At 60.2% G+C, this 25,357-nt stretch carries 22 protein-coding genes; 13 read left to right on the top strand and 9 right to left on the bottom strand.

Annotated elements, in window-relative coordinates; all coding sequences use genetic code 11:
- Positions 1 to 105 precede the first annotated feature (105 nt).
- Genes B3I26_RS14590 through B3I26_RS14580 form a run of 3 tightly spaced genes read left to right on the top strand, consistent with a single transcriptional unit; the run spans position 106 to position 2,625 of the window.
- On the top strand, positions 106 to 1,134 hold the full coding sequence (locus tag B3I26_RS14590) for an aminoglycoside phosphotransferase family protein (protein ID WP_296258548.1): 1,029 nt from the start codon (positions 106 to 108) through the stop codon (positions 1,132 to 1,134).
- 36 nt (positions 1,135 to 1,170) lie between these two features.
- Positions 1,171 to 1,854, top strand: a complete 684-nt coding sequence (gene murU / locus B3I26_RS14585) for an N-acetylmuramate alpha-1-phosphate uridylyltransferase MurU (RefSeq protein ID WP_296258547.1) — start codon at positions 1,171 to 1,173, stop codon at positions 1,852 to 1,854.
- Positions 1,855 to 2,625: a TerB family tellurite resistance protein gene (locus B3I26_RS14580; protein WP_296258546.1), complete on the top strand. Its 771-nt coding sequence runs from the start codon at positions 1,855 to 1,857 to the stop codon at positions 2,623 to 2,625.
- Between the two features lie 301 nt (positions 2,626 to 2,926).
- Here B3I26_RS14580 and B3I26_RS14575 read toward each other — a convergent pair whose 3' ends face one another.
- Positions 2,927 to 3,913 (bottom strand): alpha/beta hydrolase family protein, encoded by a 987-nt coding sequence (locus tag B3I26_RS14575; RefSeq protein WP_296258544.1) that lies wholly within the window; start codon positions 3,911 to 3,913, stop codon positions 2,927 to 2,929.
- A gap of 828 nt (positions 3,914 to 4,741) precedes the next feature.
- Between B3I26_RS14575 and B3I26_RS14570 the strand changes: the two genes are divergently transcribed.
- The 10 genes from B3I26_RS14570 to B3I26_RS14525 all read left to right on the top strand — a co-directional run bounded on the left by B3I26_RS14570 (position 4,742) and on the right by B3I26_RS14525 (position 18,651).
- A complete protein-coding gene (locus B3I26_RS14570) occupies positions 4,742 to 6,112 on the top strand; it encodes an ABC transporter ATP-binding protein (RefSeq protein WP_296258543.1) in 1,371 nt (456 codons plus the stop codon).
- Positions 6,113 to 6,517: 405 nt separating this feature from the next.
- Positions 6,518 to 8,575, top strand: coding sequence for a PAS domain-containing sensor histidine kinase (locus B3I26_RS14565; protein ID WP_313483316.1), 2,058 nt, complete (start codon positions 6,518 to 6,520; stop codon positions 8,573 to 8,575).
- Positions 8,572 to 9,201 (top strand): response regulator, encoded by a 630-nt coding sequence (locus B3I26_RS14560; RefSeq protein WP_296258541.1) that lies wholly within the window; start codon positions 8,572 to 8,574, stop codon positions 9,199 to 9,201. Before B3I26_RS14565 ends, B3I26_RS14560 begins: the two co-directional genes overlap by 4 nt.
- A 289-nt stretch (positions 9,202 to 9,490) precedes the next feature.
- A complete protein-coding gene (locus B3I26_RS14555) occupies positions 9,491 to 10,615 on the top strand; it encodes an ABC transporter ATP-binding protein (protein ID WP_296258539.1) in 1,125 nt (374 codons plus the stop codon).
- Between the two features lie 90 nt (positions 10,616 to 10,705).
- Positions 10,706 to 11,752 (top strand): ABC transporter substrate-binding protein, encoded by a 1,047-nt coding sequence (locus B3I26_RS14550; protein ID WP_296258537.1) that lies wholly within the window; start codon positions 10,706 to 10,708, stop codon positions 11,750 to 11,752.
- Positions 11,753 to 11,869: 117 nt separating this feature from the next.
- Positions 11,870 to 13,117: an ABC transporter permease gene (locus B3I26_RS14545; RefSeq protein WP_296258535.1), complete on the top strand. Its 1,248-nt coding sequence runs from the start codon at positions 11,870 to 11,872 to the stop codon at positions 13,115 to 13,117.
- Positions 13,118 to 13,128: 11 nt separating this feature from the next.
- Positions 13,129 to 13,953: an ABC transporter permease gene (locus B3I26_RS14540; protein WP_296258534.1), complete on the top strand. Its 825-nt coding sequence runs from the start codon at positions 13,129 to 13,131 to the stop codon at positions 13,951 to 13,953.
- Between the two features lie 478 nt (positions 13,954 to 14,431).
- Entirely contained in the window at positions 14,432 to 15,805 is a 1,374-nt protein-coding gene (locus B3I26_RS14535; protein WP_296258532.1) for a sigma-54 interaction domain-containing protein, read from the top strand.
- Positions 15,806 to 15,987: 182 nt separating this feature from the next.
- Positions 15,988 to 17,151: an iron-containing alcohol dehydrogenase gene (locus tag B3I26_RS14530; RefSeq protein WP_296258530.1), complete on the top strand. Its 1,164-nt coding sequence runs from the start codon at positions 15,988 to 15,990 to the stop codon at positions 17,149 to 17,151.
- Positions 17,152 to 17,226: 75 nt separating this feature from the next.
- Entirely contained in the window at positions 17,227 to 18,651 is a 1,425-nt protein-coding gene (locus B3I26_RS14525) for a hypothetical protein (protein WP_296258528.1), read from the top strand.
- A 69-nt stretch (positions 18,652 to 18,720) separates the two neighbouring features.
- Here B3I26_RS14525 and gspD read toward each other — a convergent pair whose 3' ends face one another.
- From gspD to B3I26_RS14485, 8 genes are read right to left on the bottom strand one after another with little or no spacing between them, the layout of a single operon-like run.
- Positions 18,721 to 21,060 carry a type II secretion system secretin GspD gene (gene gspD, locus B3I26_RS14520; RefSeq protein ID WP_296258525.1) on the bottom strand — a complete coding sequence of 780 codons (2,340 nt, stop codon included), beginning with the start codon at positions 21,058 to 21,060 and terminating at the stop codon, positions 18,721 to 18,723.
- A complete protein-coding gene (locus tag B3I26_RS14515; RefSeq protein WP_296258524.1) occupies positions 21,057 to 21,572 on the bottom strand; it encodes a general secretion pathway protein GspN in 516 nt (171 codons plus the stop codon). Before B3I26_RS14515 ends, gspD begins: the two co-directional genes overlap by 4 nt.
- A complete protein-coding gene (gene gspM, locus B3I26_RS14510) occupies positions 21,569 to 22,210 on the bottom strand; it encodes a type II secretion system protein GspM (RefSeq protein WP_296258523.1) in 642 nt (213 codons plus the stop codon). Before gspM ends, B3I26_RS14515 begins: the two co-directional genes overlap by 4 nt.
- Positions 22,200 to 23,231 carry a type II secretion system protein GspL gene (locus tag B3I26_RS14505; protein ID WP_296258521.1) on the bottom strand — a complete coding sequence of 344 codons (1,032 nt, stop codon included), beginning with the start codon at positions 23,229 to 23,231 and terminating at the stop codon, positions 22,200 to 22,202. The genes gspM and B3I26_RS14505 overlap by 11 nt, the downstream gene beginning before the upstream one ends.
- A complete protein-coding gene (locus B3I26_RS14500; protein ID WP_296258519.1) occupies positions 23,228 to 23,950 on the bottom strand; it encodes a type II secretion system protein GspK in 723 nt (240 codons plus the stop codon). Before B3I26_RS14500 ends, B3I26_RS14505 begins: the two co-directional genes overlap by 4 nt.
- Entirely contained in the window at positions 23,947 to 24,558 is a 612-nt protein-coding gene (locus B3I26_RS14495) for a prepilin-type N-terminal cleavage/methylation domain-containing protein (protein ID WP_296258518.1), read from the bottom strand. Before B3I26_RS14495 ends, B3I26_RS14500 begins: the two co-directional genes overlap by 4 nt.
- Positions 24,555 to 24,923: a prepilin-type N-terminal cleavage/methylation domain-containing protein gene (locus tag B3I26_RS14490; protein ID WP_296258517.1), complete on the bottom strand. Its 369-nt coding sequence runs from the start codon at positions 24,921 to 24,923 to the stop codon at positions 24,555 to 24,557. Before B3I26_RS14490 ends, B3I26_RS14495 begins: the two co-directional genes overlap by 4 nt.
- On the bottom strand, positions 24,920 to 25,357 hold the full coding sequence (locus B3I26_RS14485; protein WP_296258515.1) for a type II secretion system protein: 438 nt from the start codon (positions 25,355 to 25,357) through the stop codon (positions 24,920 to 24,922). Before B3I26_RS14485 ends, B3I26_RS14490 begins: the two co-directional genes overlap by 4 nt.

Genomic DNA, 25,357 nt, shown 5'->3' with positions numbered 1-25,357 from the left:
GCCATCTGCCCGCGGGGGGGCCGCACGCCTCTCGATGGGCTGAAAAAGATGTCGGATAATAAAGCATGACCCGCTTGACGGCTAGCGCCGTCGGAGACCCTTGCAATGCCAGATCAAGATGTACGCCTGCAACACCTGAAAGTTTGGCTCGATGAGCAACTGCCAATGTTGTTCGCAGCCCAAGGCTGGGGCGCGATACCCCCGGCCACGTTGACTGCGGCGAGTAGCGACGCCAGTTTTCGTCGCTACTTCCGCTGGGAAGGCGAGGGTCGCACTTTTATCGTCATGGACGCTCCACCCCCCCACGAAAACTGCAAACCCTTCGTCGATATCGCCCATTTATTGAGCGAGTCGGGAATTAATGTTCCGAAAATTTATGCCGAAGACCTGAATCAGGGCTTTCTTTTGCTCAATGACCTGGGTCGAAAAACCTATCTGGATGTGATTGACGAAAATAATGCCGATCAATTGTTCGCCGATGCCATCGAAGCACTGCTGGCGTATCAGCAACTGCCGATGGAGGCACCGCTGCCCAGCTATGACGTCGCACTTTTGCGCCGTGAGCTCGAGCTTTTTCCGCAGTGGTACGTCAAGCAGCATCTGGGCATCGAGTTGGATCAGGCGCAGCAAGCCAGTTGGCAGCGGATCAGTGACGTGCTGATCAGCAGTGCGCTGGCGCAGCCCAGGATTCTGGTTCATCGCGACTACATGCCGCGCAACCTGATGATCAGTGAGCCAAACCCCGGCGTGCTGGATTTTCAGGACGCCGTGTACGGCCCGGTCACTTATGACATTACCTGCCTGTTCAAGGACGCATTCCTAAGCTGGCCGGAGGAGCGTGTTGCAGGTTGGCTGAGGATTTACTGGGAGAAAGCCGGGGCGCTGGGGATTGCAGTGCAGGATGATTTCGACGAATTCCGTCGCGCCAGTGATCTGATGGGCGTGCAGCGTCATTTGAAGGTTATCGGGATCTTCGCCCGGATTTGTCATCGCGACGGCAAGCCGCGTTATGTCGACGATGTCCCGCGCTTCTTCTCTTATATAGACGCGGTATTGGCTCGGCGACCGGAACTGGTCGAGCTAGGAAACCTGCTGGCCAGTTTTGGCCAGCCACAACAAGAAGCTGCCGTGTAAGGGAATGGATGTGACAACTGTCTTGAAGAGGGATGCATGAAAGCGATGATTCTGGCAGCAGGCAAAGGCGAGCGCCTGCGTCCGCTGACCTTGCACACGCCCAAGCCACTGGTTCGTGCCGGTGGCATCCCGCTGATCGAATATCACCTGCGCGCGTTGAAGGCCGCAGGGTTTGGCGAAGTGGTGATCAATCACGCCTGGCTGGGGCAGCAGATCGAAGACTATCTGGGCGACGGTCGACACCTGGGTTTGAGCATTCGCTATTCACCTGAAGGCGAACCGCTGGAAACCGGAGGCGGGATTTTCCGCGCACTGCCGCTGCTGGGTGACGAACCATTTCTCGTGGTCAACGGCGATATCTGGACCGACTGCGATTTCACTGCGTTGAATGCTTCTACAACCGCGGCGCCTATCACAGGGCTGGCGCATTTGGTGCTGGTGGATAATCCGCCGCATCACCCTGCAGGCGATTTCGCGCTGGTGGGAGCACAGGTGCGCGATGATGCCGACTTGCCACGCCTGACCTATAGCGGCATCGCCGTTCTCCACCCTTTGCTGTTCGCCGCTTGCAGCGATGGCGCGTTCAAATTGGCGCCCCTGCTGCGCGATGCGATGGCCAACGGCCTGGTGACCGGCGAGCATTTCACCGGACGCTGGGTGGATGTCGGCACTCACGAACGGCTGGCCGAAGTCGAACAGATCCTTGCGGTGAAATCCTAGATGCTTTGGCCCTTCACATTGATCGGCGCTGGCGCCGGGTACGCGATTGCCAGTATTCCCGGCGCGATGCTGGGCGCCTTGCTGGGGCAGGCGCTGGATCGGCGGCTGCATATCCAAAGTATGGCCGAGCTGCGCGAGCGCATCGGTGGGCGTAAGGTGCCGCGCGACGATGAGCTGATTTTCATCCTGCTGGGTCGGCTGGCGAAAAGTGATGGCCGAGTGGTCGATGGCCATATTCAGCAGGCCCGAGTCGAGATGCGCCGGCTGGATTTGAGCGAACCGGCTACGCGTCGTGCTATCGCGGCATTCAACCGGGGCAAGGATGGTCGCGACAACCTGCGCGTGCACCTGAATCGCCTCAAAACCCAGCCCCACGCGGCTGAAGGCCTTTTGCGGGCCTGCTGGCGCATGGCGTGGGCCGACGGCAAAGCATCGAAAAGCGAGCGCGAATTGATCGTGCTCTGGGGCAAGTGGTTGGGCTGGACTGCGGAGAAGGTCCAAGCGTTGTCCTCCACGGAGGACGATCAGCGCACCCGAGCGCCTGCCAGTAGCGCAGGTGAGTACCAGGAGGCGCTGCGTCTGCTCGGTATGCGCACGGACTCTGAACCGGCGCAGATCAAGCGCGCGTATCGTCGTTTATTAAGTCGGCATCATCCGGACAAGGTTGCCGGTTCCGGCGCCAATCTGATCCAGGTGCGGGCTGCCACCGAAAAAACCCGCGAATTGCATCATGCCTATGCGGTGATTCGCGAGAAGCGCGGGTTTCGCTGAGGAGTCTGTCCCGCAATGGCGCCGATAGGCGCTTGATTCTCCTCGGATGGCGTAGGCGCGCAACGTGCTGACAATCTGGCGGGAGTGGGCAGTCATCCCGATTTGTGCGATTGCCTGACATACCGAGGGGGCCGATCTTGCTGCCGGTTCCCGGCAGATCGCGAGCAAGCTGCGCTCCTACACCTACACCTACACCTACACCTGCACTTTACGGCTTCGGCAGCAGGACGATGTTCATTTCGCTGCCGTGGATCTTCCCGCAGATAACAGCGCTCTGATCGGTAAGTGCCGTTCAACAGGTTTACTGCCCCTCCAGCCACCCCCGAACCCGGCGGAACAGTTGATCCTGTTCCATCGCGGTATTCCCCGGAATTGCATTGAGCGTAATTTGAGTAAAGCGCGAGTTTTTCACCCGCTTGCTGGCATCCAGCCGATCCTGCGCCTGCTGGCGGGGTATGGGCCTGTCCTTATCGACAAAGTCAGCGGTCGCGACTTTCAGCGTTGGCAATATTTCCAGTAAGGAAGGCGTGTCCTTGCCGGTCTCGACCGCCGTGACCATCACCAGTTTCTGCACGGCGGGCGATGGGCGCTCGCTCATGTAGCGCGCGACCCAGTAGGCGCCAGTCCCATGCCCCAGCAACGCGATGGTATGAGACTTGTTCTGCTGGGCGAAGGCGATGGCGCTATCGATGCGCGCAAAGATTTTCTCGGCGTTGGCCTTGGCCAATTCTGCCTGCGCTGCTGCTTGATCGGCAGCCGCGGCTGCGTCGGCTTCGGCGCTGGCAGCAGGGTCGGGCGTCTTGGCTTGCGGGTCCTTGGCTTTGTCGCTGTCAGCGGAGGCTTTGTCTGCTGTAGCCGGAGAGTCGGCGGCGCGCGCGAAAATACCGTCGTCGTAGGCATCCGGCAGGCTCAGGCTCAGGCTGGACCAACCCACATCCGGCATCTTGCGTCGCAGAGGGCCTACAGCATTTGGCCAGTCGGCGGATTCGTCGGCACCAGGCACGATCACCACTGCGCCTTTAGCATCGTCGCTGTTCGCGGGTTTCCATAACGCCAGAAAGCGCTCATCACCGGCCTGCAATTGCTGTTGCTCGGCCTTTGGCACTTGCCGCTCCAGCGCCAGGGTGTCTTCCTGACTGCGCGAAGGCAGCGCCGCACGTTCGACCGGGGGTTCGACCTGCTTGGTGTCTTGGGCCGGAGCAGGATCAGCCGCCATCGCGATCTTCATGCAAGGGAGTATCAGCGTCAGGCAAATCGCGGGAAATATTGCGCGAAGGGTATAGGGCATCGAACATTCCAAAGGCCGGAAACATTTCCGGCAGCCTAATGGGTTGATGACTGTTTGTCAGTCCGCATATGGGCGCCTGTTTTCCAGGCATCGCGCGCTTCAAATAACCGATCCTGCCTCAAGGCGAAGAGAACCCAGGTCGAGCATGCGCACCCGGTGTCTTCAGGGTATCGGCTGCGTGCGTGCAACGTTGACCGAATTTGTGACTCGTCTCGTTGCGTAGCCTGTGCCGCCATCCCGTGCCTGGGCCAATATTGCATATGCATATAACAAAAGAGCCACTATAAAAATTGATAACCAGCTGCACATCATTAGGACGGCAATAAATGGACACCGCCTGGCTCCTAAGCCCACTGATTATCAATCGTCTAGGAGCCTACCTAACTAAGGAAGAAAAAAATGACAAACGACTTTTCACAAGCAGGTTCTCAGGCGTTTTCTCACAAAAGAGATGATCTGGCATTTCCTATGAGGAAGCGTAGTCTTCTTTCCCGCATATTTTTTCAAGCCTCCATTTGTACCGAATCTCTGGCTGGGGGATGTGAAGGTTGGAAGTGGTAATGAAACTTTAAACTGAAACCATTCCCCGGGAAATTCCGGGGGATCTGATCCTGGGAGTTATTATAACGTACTGACCAGAATGAAATTTTTAAGGTCTTTCATCAAACGATTTGATATCCCGGCAGCATCCCAACATGACCCACTTCAAGTGAAGCTTGCTCGGAAAAAACTAAATGGTGCAGGTGGGAGCTATGGCGACATGCATTAAAGCTCATATGTTGTGCGGTGGCAGTAGGTTGCATTATATTTTTCTGTTTTAGAGGTTGAATGATGATCTGGAGAAACTCCAGCTTTCTATTCGGTGTGATATTGATTCTGGTGCAGCAGGCGTTAATGGCTGTATCCACCTATCAACTGGGTGGCGCGGGGAAAGCCTTGGTACTGAATAACCTGGATCTGCTGAAAGATAAAATAATTGCCTTTTTTTTGATCGCTCTTGCCGCCTACGTGGTAAGCGCTTTCATTGAGTTGGTTGCCGCGCGATTGAAAGCCTGCATGTGGCGCGACTACGCATGCGCAGTTATTAATAGTGTAGGTAACCAGCAAACATACTCATCTGCCAAAAATCGAATGGCAATACAAGGTTGGTTGGGCAGTGAGGCACCGGCCACAATGGATGGCGCAATTTCGATTTACTATGGCCTCATCAGTGTCACTTCAAGTGTCGTGTTTACGCTATATGTTTTCCACGTTTTACTCGGCGGCATTGTCACCCTGCTCATTGCTGCAACCATTTTGGTGTCCTATGTTTTTGTCAGGGTTGGCAAGGAAAGAATTGGACGCTGGGCAACGGAAATTCAAAGGCGGCGACTTCAGGTGGTCAATGGGATTGACGCTCTTTGGTCCAAGAGTTTAAACGGAAATTCAGCCATGCGGCTGGAAGCATCTGAAACGTTCCGTACAAGGGCGGATGACTATGCGCTCGGGTGCAGTGCCTACGCCAGGCTTGAGCAGACAGTAGCGTGTGGACCAATATTCATCGCAGTAATCGCTCTTGTAAGCTATGTCATTGTTTTTCCCGGGCGCGAGTCCGAGTGGGGGGTAATCATTGCGATACTGCCTCGCTCCCTACAGCTGTTCGGTAGTGTGCACTCGATGAGCCTCTATACGAGTAAATTCATCCTGTACCGAAAAAAGATCAGCAACCTGGCCGGTTTTTTTGGATCTCTGGATCAGCAACAGTTTAGCGAGCAAATTAAACATCACGAGCTATTGATCAGGGATCTTCATACGGATCAGCTTGTCGAGCCTTCTCTTTTTCTCAGTCAGTTGTGTGGTTCAACAGTATCGTCTGGACGATTTTTGGTGGTCGGACGAAATGGATCGGGTAAAACCTCGTTGTTAAAAACGATCAAGTCCATGCTTCCGGAATCGATCCTGCTACTGTCTGATGTTGCGCTTTTTGAGGGGGAGGAGGGGTTGTCCACTGGGGAACAACGCCTATATCAGATTACCCAGGCACTGCAGCAAAACTTGAACGTATTATTTTTGGATGAGTGGGATGCCAATCTGGATCCCTGGCACAGGAATGCAATAGACAAGCTGCTTGTTGAGAGAGCCAATACCCTCCTGATCATTGAAGTCAGACATGACGGTGATCCTCAACATTATGCGTTGAAGACCCCGTTGAGCTCGTAGCGATGCAAAACTTCCGCGTCGTCTTGACCCCTATCCTCGCTGCACAACAGCCGATGGTTGTCCGCGATAGACCCTTACTCTGCCTCAGCAACGCAATGCTGTGAGCGCCATCCTGCTGCGCGAAGCAGCTTCACACGTTCGATGACAGGCTCCGCCGCCCGGGGCCGAGCAGATATGCCGCCATCACGATTTGCGTGCGAGGTAGTATCAGCATCCGGCCTCCGCGGGAAACACTGCGCGAAGGGTGCAGGGCTTCGAATATTCCAACGCCGGAGACAATTTCAGCAGGCCAAGCGGCTGGCGGCTGTTTATCAAACCGCCTGCGGGCACTCGTTTTCAGGTGCTGCGCGCTCCAAGTGATCAATCCGGTATCCAGGAAGTGGGGAAGATAGGTTGAGAATTCGCATGCTGGGCCTTTGGGGTATCGGCTGCCCCAAAGCGGTCTTGATCGGTCTGGTGCTGAGCATTTCGTGTTCGGCCGCGTTGGCGGGTGCGGCGCATACGTCCACTGATGTGCTGACGCTCGCCCAGCGAGACTGGCTCAATCAGCGCGGTCAACTGCGGATTGGCCTGGTGCTGCAGGCGCCTTTCGCGCAGTACGATCGCCGCGCGCAGGTGTTGTCGGGAGCCAACGTCGATCTGGTCAATCTGATGGCCAAGACCCTGCAGGTCGAATTGCTGTGGCGCAACTTTTCCGATCAGGCCGGACTTGAGAAAGCACTGAGCGAGGGGCAGATCGACTTCGCGCCGGGGCTGACGCAAACCCCGGCGGGCCTGCGCTTGTGGCTGTATTCCGACCCTTACATGCGGGTACCGCAACTGGTGGTCGGCGAGCGCGACGGGGCAGGTGCGGTGGACCTCGAGAAGCTCGACAACCTGGCCCGCGTGGCCGTGCGCATGCCCAGCGCCACGGCCGATTACTTGCGCTCCAACTACACCCATCTCAATCTTCAAGGCGTGCCGCTCGATCGTCAGGCGCTGCAGTTGCTGCTGAGCCAGCAAGCGCGCTATGCGGTGGTCGATGAAGCCCAGCTCAGCCGCTTGTCCCGGGAAAGTGAGTTCACCGGATTGGCCGTGGTGGGGGATATCGGCTTTGCGCAACTGCTGCGCGTGGCGTCCCGGCGTGACTCGCCTGAACTGGCGCGGATCATCGGTCAAGCCCTGAGCGCGATTGCGCCCAAGGACCTGGATCGACTGCACGCACAGTGGTTGCAGATTAAATACCCGCACGTCAGCGAGGCACCGGGGCTGTGGAAAAACATCGCGGCGCTGTTGCTGGTGCTGCTGATGGCCAGCGCGGCGATTGTGTTCTGGCAGCGCAAGCAACAGCAGGAACTGGAGCGGGATGTGCTCGCCGCCCGTGAAGACATCACCCGACGCCTGGCGGGGGAAGAGGCCTTGCGCCTGGCGCAGTTTTCCATCGACCAAAGCACCGTGGGCATCCTCTGGGTCAACTGGGACAGTCGTGTGCGTTACGCCAATCAGGCTGCCGAGAATATGCTTGGCTATGAGCAGGGCGGGATCATCGATCGCCCGTTGATCGACTTCGAACCCGGTCTGCACATGGATCGCTGGCTGAACCTGTGGAAAAACGCCCGCTCCAGTGATGAAGGCCCGCAGAGTTTCGAAAGCAACTGCCTGCGCGCCGACGGCAGCATTTTGCCTGCCGATGTGTCGTTGAGTTTCCTGCGGTTTCGTAAAGCCGAATACCTGGTGGTGTTCATCACGGACGTCACCGAGCGGCGGCGTTCGCTTGGCGCATTGCAGGAAAGCGAATCCCGCTTGCAGGTGCTGGCTGAACAGCTGCGCGATTTGTCAGCCCACCTTGAAACCGTCAGGGAAGAAGAAAAGGCCCGGATTGCGAGGGAAGTCCACGACGAACTGGGTCAGATGCTGACCGTGCTCAAGCTGGAAACGTCCATGTGTGAATTGGCTTACGCGGATCTCGATCCTGGGCTACGTGACCGGCTCAACAGCATGAAGCGCTTGATCGCCCAACTCTTTCAACTGGTGCGTGATGTGGCCACAGCGCTGCGTCCGCCAATTCTCGACGCGGGCATTGCATCGGCGATCGAGTGGCAAGCGCGGCGCTTCGAGACCCGTACGCAGATACCGTGTCTGGTCCAGGTGCCGGATAACTTGCCGACCCTGCCGGATGCAACGGCCATTGGCCTGTTCCGGATTCTTCAGGAGTCGCTGACCAACGTCATGCGCCACGCTCAAGCGCATACCGTCGAACTGAACCTGAGCCTGACTGATGGTGTGTTGTGCATGAGCATCGCTGACGACGGCCAGGGGTTCGACCAGCGCGCAGAGCGCCCCGCGTCGTTCGGTCTGGTGGGCATGCGCGAGCGGGTGCTGATCATGGGCGGACGATTGCATCTGGACAGCACGCTGGGAGAAGGCACAACCTTGCGCATCTACATTCCGCTGGAACAGGTCGCGCAGGAGCAGATGCAGTGATTCGTGTATTGGTTGCCGAGGACCACACCATCGTTCGCGAGGGCATCAAGCAGTTGATTGGTCTGGCCAAGGATCTGTACGTGGCGGGGGAGGCCTGCAATGGCGAACAGCTGCTGGAGGCCTTGCGCCACATCGAGTGCGAGGTGGTGCTGCTCGACATTTCGATGCCTGGCGTCAATGGCCTGGAGGCGATACCGAGGATCCGTGCCCTGAACAATCCCCCGGCCATTCTGGTGTTGTCGATGCACGACGAAGCGCAAATGGCCGCTCGCGCATTGAAGATCGGTGCTGCCGGTTATGCGACCAAGGACAGTGACCCGGCGTTGCTGCTCACAGCGATCCGGCGTGTGGCGGCGGGCGGGCGTTACATCGACCCGGATCTGGCCGATCGCATGGTGTTCGAGGTAGGGCTGACCGACAGCCGCCCCTTGCACTCGCTGCTTTCCGAGCGCGAGTTTTCGGTGTTCGAACGTCTGGCCCAGGGCGCCAACGTCAACGACATTGCGCAGCAGCTGGCCCTGAGCAGCAAGACCATCAGCACCCACAAGGCGCGGTTGATGCAGAAGCTGAACATTACCTCGCTGGCGGAGCTGGTGAAGTACGCGATGGAACACAAGCTGGTTTGAGCGCGTATCTAAAAACGACCCCTTGCAGCGCATGCAACGGCCCTGTTGCGAGCCAGCTCGTTCGCTCGGATGTCCCTCATGGCCCCGTGGTAGCGAGGTGGCTCGCGAAAGCACCGGCACAGGCCATAAATGCGCTCAAAATCACATACCCATCCCCGCCATCCGTGTAGGGCGATCCCTACACAGAACCTTCCATCGCGCCTAGGGCAATCTCTCCTGAGCCCCGATTTTCGCGGCTTGCAGGCTCATCTAGTCTTGCCCCACGTTTGATTAAGCAAAGGTGTGGGTAATGAGCTACGTCGATTCAAGCGCTGGGACGAATGATGTTCTGGTCAGCTTTCGTGGTGTGCAAAAGAGCTACGACGGCGAAGCCCTGATCGTCAAAGACCTCAACCTGGACATTCGCAAAGGCGAGTTCCTCACCCTGCTCGGGCCTTCGGGTTCCGGCAAGACCACCAGCCTGATGATGCTTGCCGGTTTCGAGACACCGACGGCGGGCGAAATCCTGCTGGCCGGGCGCTCGATCAATAACGTGCCGCCGCACAAGCGCGACATCGGCATGGTGTTCCAGAACTACGCGCTGTTCCCGCACATGACCGTGGCCGAGAACCTGGCGTTCCCGCTTTCGGTGCGCGGCATGAGCAAGACCGACATCAGTGAAAAGGTCAAGCGTGCGCTGGACATGGTGCAGCTCGGCACGTTCGCCCATCGCTACCCGGCGCAGCTGTCCGGTGGCCAGCAGCAACGCGTGGCGCTGGCCCGAGCATTGGTGTTCGAACCACAACTGGTGCTGATGGACGAACCCTTGGGCGCGCTCGACAAACAGCTGCGTGAACACATGCAGATGGAGATCAAGCACCTGCATCAGCGGCTCGGCGTGACGGTGGTCTACGTCACCCACGATCAGGGCGAAGCGCTGACCATGTCCGATCGCGTCGCGGTGTTCCATCAGGGCCAAATCCAACAGATAGCGCCGCCACGCACATTGTATGAAAAACCGAGGAATACCTTCGTCGCCAACTTCATCGGCGAGAACAACCGCGTAAATGGCACCTTGCTCAGCCAGACCGGCGACCGTTGCCTGGTAGCCCTGACTCGTGGCGAGAAGGTCGAGGCGCTGGCCGTCAACGTCGGAGCCGCTGGCAGCCCGGTGACCTTGTCGATTCGCCCCGAGCGCGTGCACCTCAACGGCCGCAGCGAAAGCTGCATCAACCGGTTCTCCGGTCGCGTGGCCGAATTCATCTACCTGGGCGACCACGTGCGGGTGCGTCTGGAGGTCGCCGGTAAAACCGATTTCTTCGTCAAGCAGCCCATCGCCGAGCTGGACCCGGCCATGAGCGTTGGCGACGTTGTGCCCATTGGATGGCAGGTCGAGCACGCTCGCGCGCTGGACCCTTTGCAGGATGCGCATTGATTCACCAGCGGTATGCGTAAACCCAGGCAACCAGAGGCGACCGAATCGCCCCCTCGCTTAACCAACATCTGTTCGTGGAGAGAAAAACTGATGAGCAACCCATTCAGGCTCAAGAGATTGAAACTCACCGCCTTATCGCTGGGCATGATGTGCGCGGCCCAAGCCATGGCCGCTGATCTGACGGTCATTTCCTTTGGCGGCGCGAACAAGACGGCTCAGGAAAAAGCCTTCTACGCCCCGTGGGAAAAAGCCGGCAACGGCAAGATCATCGCCGGCGAGTACAACGGTGAAATGGCCAAGGTCAAAGCCATGGTCGACACCAAAAGCGTGAGCTGGGATCTGGTGGAAGTCGAATCCCCCGAGTTGTCCCGCGGTTGCGACGAAGACATGTTCGAAGAACTCGACCCGGCGATGCTGGGCAAAAAAGAAGATTACGTTCCAGGCGCCATCCAGACCTGCGGCGTGGGCTTCTTCGTGTGGTCGACTGTACTGGCCTACAACGCCGACAAGCTGAAAACCGCGCCCACCGGCTGGGCTGATTTTTGGAACACCGAGAAATTCCCGGGCAAACGCGGGCTGCGCAAAGGCGCCAAATACACCCTGGAATTCGCCTTGATGGCCGACGGCGTTGCGCCCAAGGATGTCTATAAAGTGCTGGCGACCAAAGAAGGCCAGGACCGTGCCTTCAAGATGCTCGACAAACTCAAGCCAAGCATCCAGTGGTGGGAAGCAGGCGCACAGCCTCCACAATTCCTGCAGTCGGGTGACGTGGTCATGAGCTCGGCTTACAACGGTCGTATCGCTGCGGTTCAGAAAGAAAGCAACCTGAAAGTGGTCTGGAACGGCGGCGTCTATGACTTCGACGCGTGGGCCATTCCAAAAGGTGCAAAGAACGCGGATCAAGCAAAGAAGTTCCTCGCTTACACCCTCAAGCCTGAGCAGCAGAAGACCTACTCCGAAAATATCGCTTATGGCCCGGCCAATACCCAAGCGGTTTCGCTGCTGAGCGCCGACACCCTCAAAGACATGCCGACCACCCCTGAGAACATCAAGGATCAGGTGCAAATCGACGTGAAATTCTGGGCCGATTTCGGTGAGAACCTAGAACAGCGCTTCAACTCGTGGGCGGCCAAATAAGCCAGTCATCCAAGCATTTACGTTGAGTGTGAACCGGGTGCGTCTCCTGCCTCTTGCCTTCTTTTTCGCAAGCCGGACAGGGGACGCACTCCTTGTTGAACGATTTCGGAGTTCGCTATGGCCACCGCCGTGCCCCTGACTGAAGGCGCCAGCCTGACCTTGAAGCAACGCCTGGCCCGTGCCGAGCGCGTCAATCGTTGGAAGGCTCAGGCGTTGATCGCGCCGTTGGCGATATTCCTGCTGCTGGTGTTCCTGGTGCCGATCGCGGCGCTGCTCTACAAGAGCGTGAACAACCCGGAAGTGGTGGGCGGCATGCCGCTGACCGTGAGCGAAGTGTCGAAGTGGGACGGCAAAGGCCTGCCTCCTGAGTCGGTCTATAAGGCGCTGACCCAGGACCTGGCGCAAAGCCGCAAGCATCAGACATTGGGCGATCTGTCCAAACGCCTGAACCAGGAACTCGCCGGGTACCGCAGCTTGTTGGCGAAAACCGCGCGTTCGGTCCCGTTCAAGGAAGAGCCCGCCTCTTATAAAACGGCGCTGGAGGCCGTCGACGAACGTTGGGGCGACCCGGCGTACTGGCAGGCCATCCGTCGCAACACCTCAAGCTTCACCCCCTATTACCTGCTGGCCGCTGTCGACCACCGCATCGACGATCTCGGTGAACTGGCGCCTGCGACCCCCGATCAGGCGATCTACCTCGACATCTTTGCCCGCACTTTCTGGATGGGGCTGGTAATCACCGTGATCTGCCTGCTGCTGGCCTATCCCTTGGCCTACCTGCTGGCCAACCTGCCGGCGCGGCAAAGCAACCTGCTGATGATTCTGGTGCTGTTGCCGTTTTGGACTTCGATTCTGGTACGTGTTGCCGCGTGGATCGTGTTGCTGCAATCGAGTGGGCTGATCAACGGAGCGCTCATGGCGCTGGGGATCATCGATAAACCGCTGGAACTGGTGTTCAACCGGGTCGGCGTGTACATCTCAATGGTGCACATCATGTTGCCGTTCATGATTCTACCGATCTACAGCGTGATGAAAGGCATCTCGCCCACCTACATGCGCGCGGCCATTTCCCTGGGCTGCAACCCGTTCGCCAGCTTCTGGCGCGTGTACTTTCCGCAGACCTATGCGGGTATTGGCGCAGGCTGCCTGTTGGTGTTCATCCTTTCCATCGGTTACTACATCACCCCGGCGCTGCTCGGCAGCCCGAACGATCAGATGGTCAGTTACTTCGTGGCGTTCTACACCAACACCAGCATTAACTGGGGCATGGCGACGGCCCTTGGCGGGTTGCTGTTGCTGGCGACTGTGGTGCTGTACCTGATTTATAGCTGGCTTGTCGGGGCCAGTCGTCTGCGTCTGAGCTGAGGAGAAAGACCATGTTGAGCCCTTATTCCTCGCCTGCCGAACGGGTCTGGCATTACACGCTGCGCATCCTGTGCGGGCTGATCCTGTTGTTCCTGGTGCTGCCGGTTCTGGTGATCGTGCCGCTGTCGTTCAACGCCGGGAGCTTTCTGGTCTACCCGCTGCAGGGCTTCTCGCTGCACTGGTATCAGGATTTCTTCGGTTCGGCCGAGTGGATGCGTGCGCTGAAGAACAGCCTGATCGTCGCTCCGGCCGCTACCGTGCTGGCAATGGGCTTCGGCACATTGGCTGCGATTGGCCTGACGCGCAGCAACTTTCCCGGCAAGTCGCTGGTGATGGCGCTGGTGATCTCGCCTATGGTGGTACCGGTGGTCATCGTGGGGGTCGCGAGTTATCTGTTCTTCGCGCCGCTGGGCCTGGGCAACAGCTACACCTCGTTGATTCTGGTGCACGCGGTGTTGGGCGTGCCGTTCGTGATCATCACGGTGTCGGCTACGTTGCAGGGGTTTAACTACAACCTGGTGCGAGCAGCCGCCAGCCTGGGTGCCTCGCCGGTGACCGCGTTTCGTCGTGTGACCTTGCCGCTGATTGCGCCGGGGGTGATTTCCGGGGCGCTGTTCGCGTTTGCGACTTCATTCGACGAGGTTGTAGTAACGCTGTTCCTTGCCGGGCCAGAGCAGGCGACGCTGCCACGGCAGATGTTCAGCGGCATCCGCGAGAACCTCAGCCCAACCATCGCCGCGGCTGCGACCCTGCTGATTGGTTTTTCAGTGGTGCTGTTGCTGGTGCTGGAATGGTTGCGCGGGCGTAGCGAGAAACTGCGCACGGCGGTGGAGTGAATATAATCGTGCCCCCGCTTTCTAATCGTGCCGACGCTCTGCGTAGGCATACATCGCGTGACACTCAGCGTCACATGGACACAGAGCATCCGGTCGTGCGTTAGCACGCGGAGCGTGGGAACGATCAGCACCAGGGTCGTCTCTTCTGATCGTGCCCACGCTCTGCGTAGGCATACATCGCGTGACGCTCCGCGTCACCAGGACGCGGAGCGTCGGTCGTGCGTTACCACGCGGAGCGTGGGAACGATCAGCACCAGGGTCGTCTCTTCTGCTCGTGCCCACGCTCTGCGTAGGCACGCATCGCGTGACGCTCCGCGTCACCAGGACGCGGAGCGTTGGTCAGGCGTTAGCACGCGGAGCGTGGGAACGATCATTTGCTCCCATAGGTGATCGTATCTCCCGATTCGGGGTTTGTATCAATTGCGCCATCACCGTTTAAACTCCCTGCTTCGCGAGCCATCACGCACGGAGCCCCTCGGTGAATGTCAACGACGCCAGTTTCGAAGAACTGCTCAACGCTTTACACGACGGTGTCTACATTACCGATGGCGACGGCAAGACGCTCAAGGTCAATCATGCCTATGAACGCCTGACCGGGCTCAGCGGTGCCGACCTCATCGGCAGGCCCATGCAGGAGCTGGTGAAGGCAGGCGTTATCTCACAATCGGCTTCTTTGCGCGTGTTGCAGGAAGGCCGTCCCGTGTCGGTGATGCAGAGCTTGAGTCAGGGCAAGAAGCTGTTGGTCAGTGCGACGCCCATTCTCGATGCCGAGCACCGCATTTCCTACGTCGTCAGCACCGTGCGTGACATGACCGAACTGCTGCGCATGAAGCATGAGCGCGATGAATTGCAGCAGCTAAAGCAACTGCGCCACAGCACGGCCAAGCTCCATGCCGGTCAGCGAGACAACCTCCTGCACTCGCCGCTGATGGCCGATCAGGAAGCGTCCGGTCGAGTGTTCGCGTTGGCCCGTCAAGTGGCTGGCAGCTCGGTGAAAGTCTTGCTGCAAGGCGAAACCGGTGTCGGCAAAACCCTTGTCGCGCAGTTCATCCACAATGCCAGCCCACGTGCCAGCGAGCCCTTTCTGGCGCTGAACTGCGGCGCCTTGCCCGAGAACCTGATCGAAGCCGAGCTATTCGGCTATGCCCCCGGCGCGTTTACCGGGGCTGGTCCGAAGGGCAAGCGCGGCCTGCTGGAGCTGGCGCATCACGGCACCCTGTTTCTCGATGAGATCGGCGACCTTCCCCTGCCGGTGCAGGTCAAGCTGCTCAAGGTCATCGAAGAAAACCGCTTCATCCCGGTGGGTGGCCTGGAGTTGAAAGAGGTCGATGTGCGCATCATCAGCGCCACTCACCACGACCTCAAACAACGGGTGGCCGAAGGGCGCTTTCGTGCCGACTTGTTCTATCGGCTCAACGTGGTACCGATCAGCATCCCGGCCCTGCGCGAGCGCAGTGAGGAAATCCCGCCGCTGCTGCATTACTACCTCGCCAGCTTCAACAGCCGATACGAGCGCAATGTGCAGTGGAGCCTCGAAGCCCTCGATCTGCTGTGCGAATACGCCTGGCCCGGCAATATTCGCGAGTTGATCAATATCGTCGAGCGCTTAGTGGTGACCGATCAGCATGGCACCATCGAGGCGCTGGATCTGCCCGAGGAAATCCTCAACCTCAATCCTCAGAACACTGACGACAGCCGCCTGCCGCTGCGCAAGGTGCTGGAGAATGCCGAGCGTTCGGCCATTCGTGCCGCTCTCCAGGTACACAAGACCACGCGGCTGGCGGCCAAGGCCCTGGGCGTAAGCCAAGCGACCGTAGTGCAGAAGATGAAGCGCTGGGAACGCTCTGATTAGGATTTCAATCAAGCCTCTCGAAACCGATCAGAAAACTGATCAAAACTGCCCAATCAGCCCCCTTCAAACGCGCAGGAATTCACGCAAACGCCCGTGGCACGGCGCTTTGCGCAAACTGGCACAGCTTTCGCTCTCTCATCCGGCACGTCTTCCAATAAAACAACGTACACAGGACGAGCCCGATGAGCCTTACTACCTCCAAAATCAGTGCCTTCAAAATCGCTAACAAACTGATCACCGGCCCAGCCGCCATCGAGCAGCTTGCCGCCGAGCTGACCCGCCTCAACGTCAACAACCCCCTGATCGTCACCGACGCCATTCTGGTTAAGTCCGGCACCGTCGATCTGGCGCTGGCGCAATTGGGTGGACGTCGCTACGGCCTCTTCGATCAGGTCAAACCCGAGCCGGAAATTTCCATCGTCGAAGACTGCACACGCGCTTATCGCGAAGGTGGGCATGACGGCTTGATCGGACTGGGTGGCGGCAGCGCCATCGACATCGCCAAGGGCGTAGCGGCGTTTGCCGGACATGAAGGTCCGCTGGCCGAGTTGTTCGGCGTGGATCTGGTCAAGCGCAAAGGCCCTGCGTTGATTGCTATTCCGACCACCGCCGGTACCGGTTCGGAGGTGACCAACGTTGCTATCTTTTCCGATAAAGAAGCGCAGCTGAAAAAAGGCATCGTCAGCGATTACCTGCTGCCGGACGTAGCGCTGGTCAGCCCGACCATGACCCTGACCTGCCCGCGCAGCGTGACAGCGGCCAGCGGCGTCGATGCGCTTGTGCATGCGGTGGAGTCGTACCTTTCGGTCAATGCCTCGCCGATCACTGACGCCATCGCGCTGGGTGCCATCAAGCTGATCACCAAGGCGCTGCCCAAAGCTTATGCCAACCCGTCCAACCTGCAGGCCCGCGAAGACATGGCCACCGCCAGCCTCATGGCCGGCATGGCCTTCGGCAACGCCGGGGTGGGCGCAGTGCATGCGCTGGCGTATCCGTTGGGTGGGCGGTTCAACATCGCTCATGGCGTCAGCAATGCGCTGCTGCTGCCGTATGTCATGGAGTGGAACAAGATGGCCTGCGTCGAGCGCTTCCGAGATATCGCCGAAGCCATGGGCCTGCGTGTGGCCGATCTGAGCGACAAGGACGCTGCCGATCAAGCCGTCCAGGCCATGGCCGACCTGTGCGCTGCGGTGGACATTCCGTCCGGCATGCGCAGCTTCAACGTGCCGGAGGAGGCGATCCCGGCGATGGCTGAGGAGGCCAGCAAGATCGAGCGCCTGATGCGCAACAACCCGCGCAAACTGACTGCCGCCGACATCGAGAAAATCTACCGCGCAGCCTACTGATCCTGAAATGCCAGAACGCCCGGCCAACAGGTACGGGCGTTTGCCGATACAAGACCAATAAAACAGGTACACACCATGTCCCACACTCCTCAACTGCGGAGCGAAACCCCGTACATCCCGCTCGGCCCGTTCAAGGTCCGGATGCCGTTCATTCATTACAAACTCGAGATACCTGACTACCTGCAAGGGCTGCTGATGTGCGCCGTGGACCTGGCCGCCATCCCGCTGATGACCGAGTTGCTCGGCATGCCGTTCGAGGTGGCGTTGGCGGTGGTAATGCTCAACGGCCTGCTGTATCTGACTCACCATCTGCTTGGCGACCCGACCGTGCCGGGCTGGATTACCCCGGCGGTGCCATTGTTGATGGCTTACTGTGCGCAATTTCCCGTGGGCCCGGAGCGTGTCCATGCCTTGATCGCCTTCCAGTTGATGCTCGGGGTGTTCTCGATTGCGTTGGGGGCGACCGGCATGGCGAAGAAGGTCGTGGAATACGTGCCAGCGGCGATCAAGTCCGGGATTATCGTCGGCGCGGGACTGAGTGCAGTGATCGCGGTGTTCCAGGTTGGCGGCAAATTCAACGTGTTGCCGTGGACCATCTCCATCGCGGTGGGGATCGCGTTTTATCTGATCTTCTCGCAGCACTTCAATGAACTGAAACAGCGCAACCGCTTTTGGTGGAATTTTGCCAAGTTGGGCATCCTGCCGATCATTCTCTTGGCAGTGGTCATTGCGCCGCTGTTTGGCGAGGCGCCATGGCCGACCATTCAGTGGGGCATCAGCAAGCCGGATTTCGCCGGACTGTGGAGCCACTACACGGTATTCGGCCTGGGCATGCCGCCGCTGTCGATGTTCATTTCGGCGCTGCCGACCATGCTGGCGGTGTACATCATCGTCTTTGGTGACGTGCTCAGTGCCAAGGCCTTGCTCGATGAAGCACAAACCGTTCGTACCGACGAAGTGGTCGATTACAACCCGGACCGTGCCCATCTGATCTTCGGTGCGCGGAACGCTTTCATGAGCATCTTCGGCCCGGATGTCGCCATGTGCGGCCCCAAATGGGCGGCGATGCTTGTGGTGGTGATCGAGCGCTTCAAGGGCGGGCCGAAGGCGATGCAGTCGATCATCGGCGGGGTCGGCTCGTTCCGATGGGGCACCAACACCGGTTTGCTGCTGTTGCCGGTGGTGACGCTGGTGCAACCGATCCTCGGCGTGGCGCTGTCGCTGACCTTGCTGATTCAGGGCTACGTGAGCGTGCGCCTGGGGATTCTCGAAGCACGCAGTCAACGTGATCTGGGCATCGCCGGCGTGATCGGTGCGGTACTGGCGATCAAGGGTGCGAGCTGGGCGTTCGGGATTGGCGTCGTGCTGTGCCTGCTGATTTACGGCAAGAATTTTTTCAAGGGCGAAGTGGACGGCACCTTTGCCAAAGACTTGAAAACGCCTGATGCCAAGCCCGTCGCCAACGCCCAACGTCTGAAGGAAGACGCGTTGGTGGATTGATACGGCCCGGCCCTTTGAGGTCTGAGCCTGGCACAAGCCGGGCTCAGGTGTGGCAAGGCCTTGCCAGGCTTACATGGGCTGTACGCTCTGCGCAGGTCTGATCAATTGCAACTGCTGCCGGTAATCATCGGTCACCTGTCGCGCCTGACTGCTGCTGGTGACAACCCGCGGCGTGATCAGCACGATCAACTCCGTGCGCTTCTTGGTCTTGCTGGTGTTGCCGAACAGCCAGCGCAGGCCGGGCACGCGTCCCAGGTAAGGCACTGCCGACACCGTGTCGCTGTTGTCCTGCTTGATCAGCCCGCCCAGCAATACGGTCTGCCCGCTTTGTACCGCGACCTGGGTCGACACCGACCGGGTAGAGATGCGCGGGTTACCGTTGGTGTCGGTGGTCGCGGTGCTGTCGGCATCGCTGACCTGCTGCTGGATATCCATGTACACCAGGCCGCCCGGATTGATGCGTGGCACGACATCCAGAATTACCCCGGTCTGCACGTATTCGACGCTGCTCAGTGTGGTGTCCGAAGTGCTGGTGTTAACGGTGGTCTGGCTGATCGGAATGTTATCGCCTACCTGAATCTGCGCCTGCTGATTGTTCATCACCACCAGCGAAGGCGCCGACAGCACCTGCGTGCGCCCGCTGGTTTCCAGGGCGTGCAGGGCAAACTGCAGGTTGTTGCTGACGAATGAATAGAACAGCGAATCCGTTGCACCTAACCCGGCGCCGCCACCGCCCAGCGCGCCTTGACTGCCTGCGGTATTGGCAACGGTGGTGCTGGTGGAATTACCCGCCAGACGCCCCAGGTACCACTGCACGCCCAGGTCCAGTTCGCCGCTGAGGTTGACTTCCAGAATGCGGGTCTCGATCTGCACCTGCAGCGGCGCGTTGTCCAGGCGTTTGATGGCTGCTTCGATTTCCGCCCACTGCGCTGGACGCGTGCGAACCAGCAACTGATTGCTGCTCTTCTGCGCGGTGATACGTGTGCTGTCGTCCAGACGCTGGCTGGCGGCGGCAGTGCCTGCGCTGCCGGTGCCCTGATCTTCTGTACTGCTGTCGGCGTTTTCATCGCCGTCTTCGTTGTCCGAGTCGTCGCTGCTCTGTTGCAGGCCGGCCTGACTGGTGCCGCTGCCCGTGGTCGAGCCCAAGCCCTGGCCCGTGCCACCCATGCCGGTTGCGCTCATGCTACTCACGCCCGAGCCGCTCAGGCCGCTACCGCTGCTGCTGGCGCTGCCGTTAAGTGAAGACAAGGAGCGGGTGCGCAGGCCCGGCGCCACTTTGGCGGCCGTGTCGTCCTTGATCTGCCCGTTGCCGTAGATCTGCCGCAAGTACTTGGCCAGATCGGACGCCTTCATGTTGCGTACGTCATAGACGTACATTTGCGGCTCGTTGCCGCCGCCTTCGTCGATGGTGTGAATCCAGTCGCCGACTTCACTCAGGTAAGCGGGCTGCGCGGAAATGGCCACCACCGAATTGGTCCGTTCGATCGGCAGAAAACGCACCATGCCCGCCAGAGGCATGCCGCTGTTGGGGCCGAACATTTTTTGCAGCTCCGGCATCAGCTCGCCAACGGTGGCACGCTGCAAGCCGTACACGCCAATCGACATGCCTTTGAGCCAGTCCACATCAAAGGTGTCGATGGTGTCCTGATAATTGGCCAACTCGTCCGGCGTGCCTGCGAGGCTGAGCACGTTGCGCGCCGGGTCGACCAGCAGAAATGCGTTGTCACGGGCAAAGGGCTTGAGCAGTTTCTGCATCTCGGTGGCCGAGATATAGCGCAGCGGGTACAAGCGTGCCGACAGACCGCTGGCGGGCCTGGATACCGGCATCTCGGGCACCAACTTGCCGGCCACCGCCTGATTGGCCGGCAGGATCACGTAGCGATCACCCTGGCGGATCATGGCATTGTCGGTCCACGACAGCAGGGTCTCCAGAATCGACAGCGCCTGCTGCTTGTTGACCGCCTGCGACGTAGAAAAGCTGACATCGCCTTTCACGCCTTGGGCGATGCTGTAGTTCTCATGCAGCAGGTCACCCATCACGCTGTTGATGACCGCTTCGATGGGCTGGTTGGTGAAGTTGAAAACGATATCGGCCTTTGCATCGGCGGAGCCTTGCGCATTGGGCACGGCTTTGGCCGAGCCGGGGCCGTGGACGAAGGTCTGGCTGCCGCGGATGATCTGCCGGCGGGCCGATGCGGAGGCTGGCGCCGCCGTTGGGTTCGCTGCGACGACGGGTGCGTCGCTCACAGGGGCGCGCTGCGAGCCTGTGCCATTGAGTGCTTCCTGCATCAGGGCCGGATCGTTGTCGAAACGCTCCGGGGTAGAGGCGCAACCGGCCAGTGCCACGGCGGTAGCCAGGCACAGCAGCGGGCTGCGCAAACGGGAAAACTCAGGGTAGCGATTGTTCATGGTGTGGGTACGTTTGGAAGAGTAATGGGATGTGCTTTTGATGGCGGAGGAAGGCGAAGCAGGGTCAGGCGCAGTTGGCGAGTCTGGCCTTGACCGTTAAAGCTGGCTTGCTGTGGGGTGACGCCGGTCAGGGTCCAGCCACTGTCCAGTGCGCTGCCGACCGCAAGCTTGATAGTGCGTTTGTCTGGTAACTGCAGCAGCACCCACTGGGCCTGGCCGTCGATGATCACTCCGGTCAGACGCGTGCCGTCCAGCGAAGAAGTCCCGGCAGTGCCATTGACCGGATCAGACTGGCGATCAGGGCTGAACATCGATTGTTGCCACGTCAGCGCCAGCGCTTGCGCAGGCATGTCTGCCATTGGTGCAGGTGCGGCCACGTTGACTGTTTCGCGAGCCTGGCTGGGCGGTAACCAGGACACGGACTGGCCTGCGCCGCTTGCCAGGCTCACGGCTGCAGCGGCCAGCAACGCGGCGGTGCCCACCAGGCCGAAGGTCAGGATGTCGAGCTTCATGCTTCAGGCTCCTTGGGCGCAGATGAGGGAGCCGGAGGTTGCGCGGCCTTGGCCTGTTTCAGATAGCCGCGCAACAGCAGATGCACTTGCAGACGGCCCGCAGCGCCGCTGGACGGTGCTGTTGTCGCGCGGCGAATGCTCAGGTTGTCGATGAACAGAAACGGTTGGGCATATTCCAGCTCGTGCAGCAGGTTGGTCAGCGGCTCCATGGCGCATTCCAGCGTCAGGCTGACCTTCACCTGTCGATAGGGCTCGGCACTGTCCGACTCCGGCATGATCGGCATGCGCTGCGTCACTTCGCAGCCGGGGCCTTCATTGGCATGAGCCTTGACCTTGTCCAGCGTGCGCTGCATCAGTTCGGCGGCCACGGCGCTGGGGTCTTCGCCGGGTAACAGACTGCTGCGGCTGGAAGGATCGCGGCGGGCTGCCTGTAATTGCTGCTGCAGCGTGTCACGTTGGTCCACGACCCCGGCGTAACGCTGCTGCTGTTCGCGTAGCGCTTCGGCCTGGTCCTGTAACGCCAGCAGGGGATCGAGGAACCAGCTTTGCACCAGCAGCCACCAGGCGGCGGCCAGCACCAACGCCAAGCCAATGAGTGCGGCGCCGCGTCGCTCGCGGGCGTTGAGATCACGACGCATCGGAGGCCTCCCGGTGCAATTGGGCCCGCAGTGAAAAGTGTTCTTTGCCGGTCTGTGCATCGGGCTGGATGATGCCCTGGAACTGCACGTCGCGAAGGGTCTTGCAGCCTTTCATGCGGCTGATCAAGGCGCTGGCTCCGGCGCTCTGCCCCGTAATGGAAACCCCGCCGCTGTCCGATATTTCCAGCTGCTCCACCCACGTGTCGGCGCCCAGGCAGCCGGTCAGGTCCACCAGCACGCTGCTCAGCGTCGGCTGGGCGGCCTTCTGCTGGGCCAGATAGCGCGCGGCACCTTGCGTATTGCTCAGTTCACGACGCAACTCCTGTACCTGCTGCACCTGCGTGCGCTGTTGCTCGACACTGTGCTGCATGTTCTGAACCATGGCCGAGCGAGCATCCAGCCACAGCACCATGCAGGTCAGCAGCAAGACGCCACAGGTCCAGCCCAGATAACGTGGCAGACGCGCACTGCGAACGCGTGGCGGTTTAAGCCCGGCGGGCAATAAGTCGATGCCCAGTGGCTGGTCGTCGGCGCGGCGGCAATCCACACGGTGCAAGGCCAGCCCTTGTTCTGCGCAGCTGTCGAGAATCGTCTGCAAACGCTCACGCAGAATGGCGACCAGTAGTACCTGTGCCAGGGTTTTGCCTTTGCCGAGCACCCGCGCAACGTACTGCATCTGCTCACGCGGGTAGGGGGTGTACTTGTCCAGTTCAAAGCCCACCACGCTGTGCAGGTCGCGCAGGGCAGCCAGCGGCAATTGCAGCGGCTGCGCCAGAACCATACTGGCGGGCAACAGCAGCACCAGGCGTTCGCCTGCATGCGGATGAAACGAGGCGGGCAGCGGCCAGTCGACCTGCTGCTCGCGAACCTGCGGCAGCAACCGGGCACGCGCACTCGCGGGCAGCAGCGCCTGCAGTTCGCGCAGCCAGGCTTGCCAAAGACGTTGCGCCGGGCTGTCGCGCCACTGTCGCTGCACCCGGGAGAGCAGGGGCGTCAGACGCTGTAAAAGTAATTGCTTCATTCTTGCCAGCGCAGGACCCGGTAAGGTCGAGTCCCCTCCTTCGATGGGTTCAGTAAGAGCGTGACGCTTAGCGTCGTGGTGTGTCCGCCGGGCAATGTCGCCTGACTGCTGATCGTGATCACCGGGCCTGCATCCCGGGTGGCGCCTGCGACCTGCGGCAGGCCCAATGCGCGTCGCAGCCAGGCCGAGGCCATCCGTGCATCCGGCATCGTTTGGCCGCTCCAGAGGGTCACGTTGTCGGCCGCGCACCGATACAGCGGTTGGGTCATGCCCGACAGCTCGCGCAGTTCTTCGATCATGCGCAACGGCGCGCGCCCGCCACCGCGACGTTGCTCCAGAGACTGCGCCATTCGCTGCGACAGCTCCGGCGCTGCCCCGCATGCCATTACCAGATGCGCGAACGCCTCGGCCGGGGCGGTATTCAAATCCAGCTTGCCTTTCTCGCTGTTCAGGCTGACCGCCAGCTGCGCATCGTCGAAGCGCAAATCATGGGCCTGACCGTCTGCAATCCAATGCCGCTCGGGATCGCGGTCCAGTTGCGCCAGCACTGCCATGCCGACACCCGCCTGAGCGGCCAGCAACGACTGCGTCTGCTGCCGCTGCCACAGCGCCTGACGGTTCTGCAGGTGCACCCAGCCCAGCAATCCGGCCAGCAAGGTGCTCAGCAGTGCCAGTACCCACAGCACCAACAGCAGCGCGACGCCGCGTTGACGCCTCATAGCGCATGGGCCTCGCCGGACAAGTCCAGGCGTACGGCAATGCTCTGCATCGGCCAGGGCACAGGCCCTGAAAGCTGAGCATCGACCCGCACGCCAAGCGGCAGGCGTCCCGGCCACGGCCACTGATCCAGCCAGCCGCTGGCCTCACCCTTAGGCGATACGCCGCGGTAGCTGAACTGCACGCTCTGCACCTGATGCAGCAGCACTTGCGGTTCACCCATCGGCAGCAATGCCTGGCCTTGCAGACGCTCCAGACTGACCTGCAAGCGGTGCCCGACGGCCAGCGTCAGGCTGTAGCGATACAAGCCTCCCCCCAGCGTTGCCGGCAGCGGCGCGTAGAACGTCATGCTCTGCGCATCGCCTGTGAATACCGGTGACTGCTCAGCGCCCGGCGCACCGGCAGCCAGGGGCAATGCCTGACCCACCACGCGATGCAGAAAATTCTGCGTCGAGCGCACCTCGTCCAGACGCGTGCTGTAGCGTTCAGCCTTACCCATGGCGCGGTTGGCTCCGGTGATGGCAGCGCCGACCAGGGTCAGCAGCACGCCCAGCAGGCTGATCACCACCAGCACTTCGAGCAACGTGAAGCCCTGCATGCGGCGTGTCATCGGGCGGCCCCCGAACCTGCGCTGCGCACTTGCAGGCTGCTGAAGTGCGCCTGGCGGGCCCCATCGCTGACCAACACGTCCAGGCGCCACGCCTGTGCCGAAACATTGCCGGCGGGCAGGCTGCTGACATCCAGTTGCCACTTCACGCCGCTCCAATGGCCTTCGGTACGTCCCGACTCCAGGCGACCGACGCTGGCTTCATCCATCAATGAGCGCGCCGCCAGACTCAATCGGTCACTGCGCTGTGCCTGCTGCAAGGCTCGCGCGCTTTGCCCGAACGCGACCACCAGCACGCTGCTGCACAGCGCCAGCACAGCCAGTGCAGCGAGCATTTCCAATAACGTAAAGCCGCGCTGGCCGGTCAATTGAGCGCGCGCAACTGAACGTTGCCCGTCAGCCAGTTGATGTCGATGCGCCAACGCTTGTCGGCGCGTGACAACAGCAAGTGACCACCGCTGGAGCCGCCATCGGGGTAGAACTCGAATGCCGACCCCAGACCGTCAGCCGTCTGCAAGGTAAGCCGCATGTCACGCGGCAACTGCTGAACCTTTTGTCGCGGGCCCTGAAAGGTTCCGTTACGCAGGTCAAAGCGAGTCTGTGCCGGTTGCCCGGTGACAATGGCCTGCACCCGGGCTGCGCGCAGCGCCTGAACCGTAGCGCTCAACGCACGGCGCTCACCTGCTGCCTGCAACCCTTTGCCCACGCCATAGCCCACCAGAGCGACGCTGATGCCGATCAACACGATCACCACCAACAATTCGAACAGAGTGAAGCCGCGGGCGCGGGGCAGAGCGTGCAT

Source organism: Pseudomonas sp. UBA5706 (assembly GCF_002419965.1).
Classification (GTDB): Bacteria; Pseudomonadota; Gammaproteobacteria; order Pseudomonadales; family Pseudomonadaceae; genus Aquipseudomonas.
The sequence above is the reverse complement of the archived record's forward strand: the minus strand, read 5'-3'. Positions and strand labels throughout refer to the sequence as shown.

What these genes read in the sequence shown, in the direction of transcription:
- B3I26_RS14590 (WP_296258548.1), top strand. Translation starts at nt 106, where the DNA reads ATGCCAGATCAAGATGTACGCCTGCAACACCTGAAAGTTTGGCTCGAT.
- murU (WP_296258547.1), top strand. Translation starts at nt 1,171, where the DNA reads ATGAAAGCGATGATTCTGGCAGCAGGCAAAGGCGAGCGCCTGCGTCCG.
- B3I26_RS14580 (WP_296258546.1), top strand. Translation starts at nt 1,855, where the DNA reads ATGCTTTGGCCCTTCACATTGATCGGCGCTGGCGCCGGGTACGCGATT.
- B3I26_RS14575 (WP_296258544.1), bottom strand. Translation starts at nt 3,913, where the DNA reads ATGCCCTATACCCTTCGCGCAATATTTCCCGCGATTTGCCTGACGCTG.
- B3I26_RS14570 (WP_296258543.1), top strand. Translation starts at nt 4,742, where the DNA reads ATGATGATCTGGAGAAACTCCAGCTTTCTATTCGGTGTGATATTGATT.
- B3I26_RS14565 (WP_313483316.1), top strand. Translation starts at nt 6,518, where the DNA reads ATGCTGGGCCTTTGGGGTATCGGCTGCCCCAAAGCGGTCTTGATCGGT.
- B3I26_RS14555 (WP_296258539.1), top strand. Translation starts at nt 9,491, where the DNA reads ATGAGCTACGTCGATTCAAGCGCTGGGACGAATGATGTTCTGGTCAGC.
- B3I26_RS14550 (WP_296258537.1), top strand. Translation starts at nt 10,706, where the DNA reads ATGAGCAACCCATTCAGGCTCAAGAGATTGAAACTCACCGCCTTATCG.
- B3I26_RS14545 (WP_296258535.1), top strand. Translation starts at nt 11,870, where the DNA reads ATGGCCACCGCCGTGCCCCTGACTGAAGGCGCCAGCCTGACCTTGAAG.
- B3I26_RS14540 (WP_296258534.1), top strand. Translation starts at nt 13,129, where the DNA reads ATGTTGAGCCCTTATTCCTCGCCTGCCGAACGGGTCTGGCATTACACG.
- B3I26_RS14530 (WP_296258530.1), top strand. Translation starts at nt 15,988, where the DNA reads ATGAGCCTTACTACCTCCAAAATCAGTGCCTTCAAAATCGCTAACAAA.
- B3I26_RS14525 (WP_296258528.1), top strand. Translation starts at nt 17,227, where the DNA reads ATGTCCCACACTCCTCAACTGCGGAGCGAAACCCCGTACATCCCGCTC.
- gspD (WP_296258525.1), bottom strand. Translation starts at nt 21,060, where the DNA reads ATGAACAATCGCTACCCTGAGTTTTCCCGTTTGCGCAGCCCGCTGCTG.
- B3I26_RS14515 (WP_296258524.1), bottom strand. Translation starts at nt 21,572, where the DNA reads ATGAAGCTCGACATCCTGACCTTCGGCCTGGTGGGCACCGCCGCGTTG.
- gspM (WP_296258523.1), bottom strand. Translation starts at nt 22,210, where the DNA reads ATGCGTCGTGATCTCAACGCCCGCGAGCGACGCGGCGCCGCACTCATT.
- B3I26_RS14505 (WP_296258521.1), bottom strand. Translation starts at nt 23,231, where the DNA reads ATGAAGCAATTACTTTTACAGCGTCTGACGCCCCTGCTCTCCCGGGTG.
- B3I26_RS14500 (WP_296258519.1), bottom strand. Translation starts at nt 23,950, where the DNA reads ATGAGGCGTCAACGCGGCGTCGCGCTGCTGTTGGTGCTGTGGGTACTG.
- B3I26_RS14495 (WP_296258518.1), bottom strand. Translation starts at nt 24,558, where the DNA reads ATGACACGCCGCATGCAGGGCTTCACGTTGCTCGAAGTGCTGGTGGTG.
- B3I26_RS14485 (WP_296258515.1), bottom strand. Translation starts at nt 25,357, where the DNA reads ATGCACGCTCTGCCCCGCGCCCGCGGCTTCACTCTGTTCGAATTGTTG.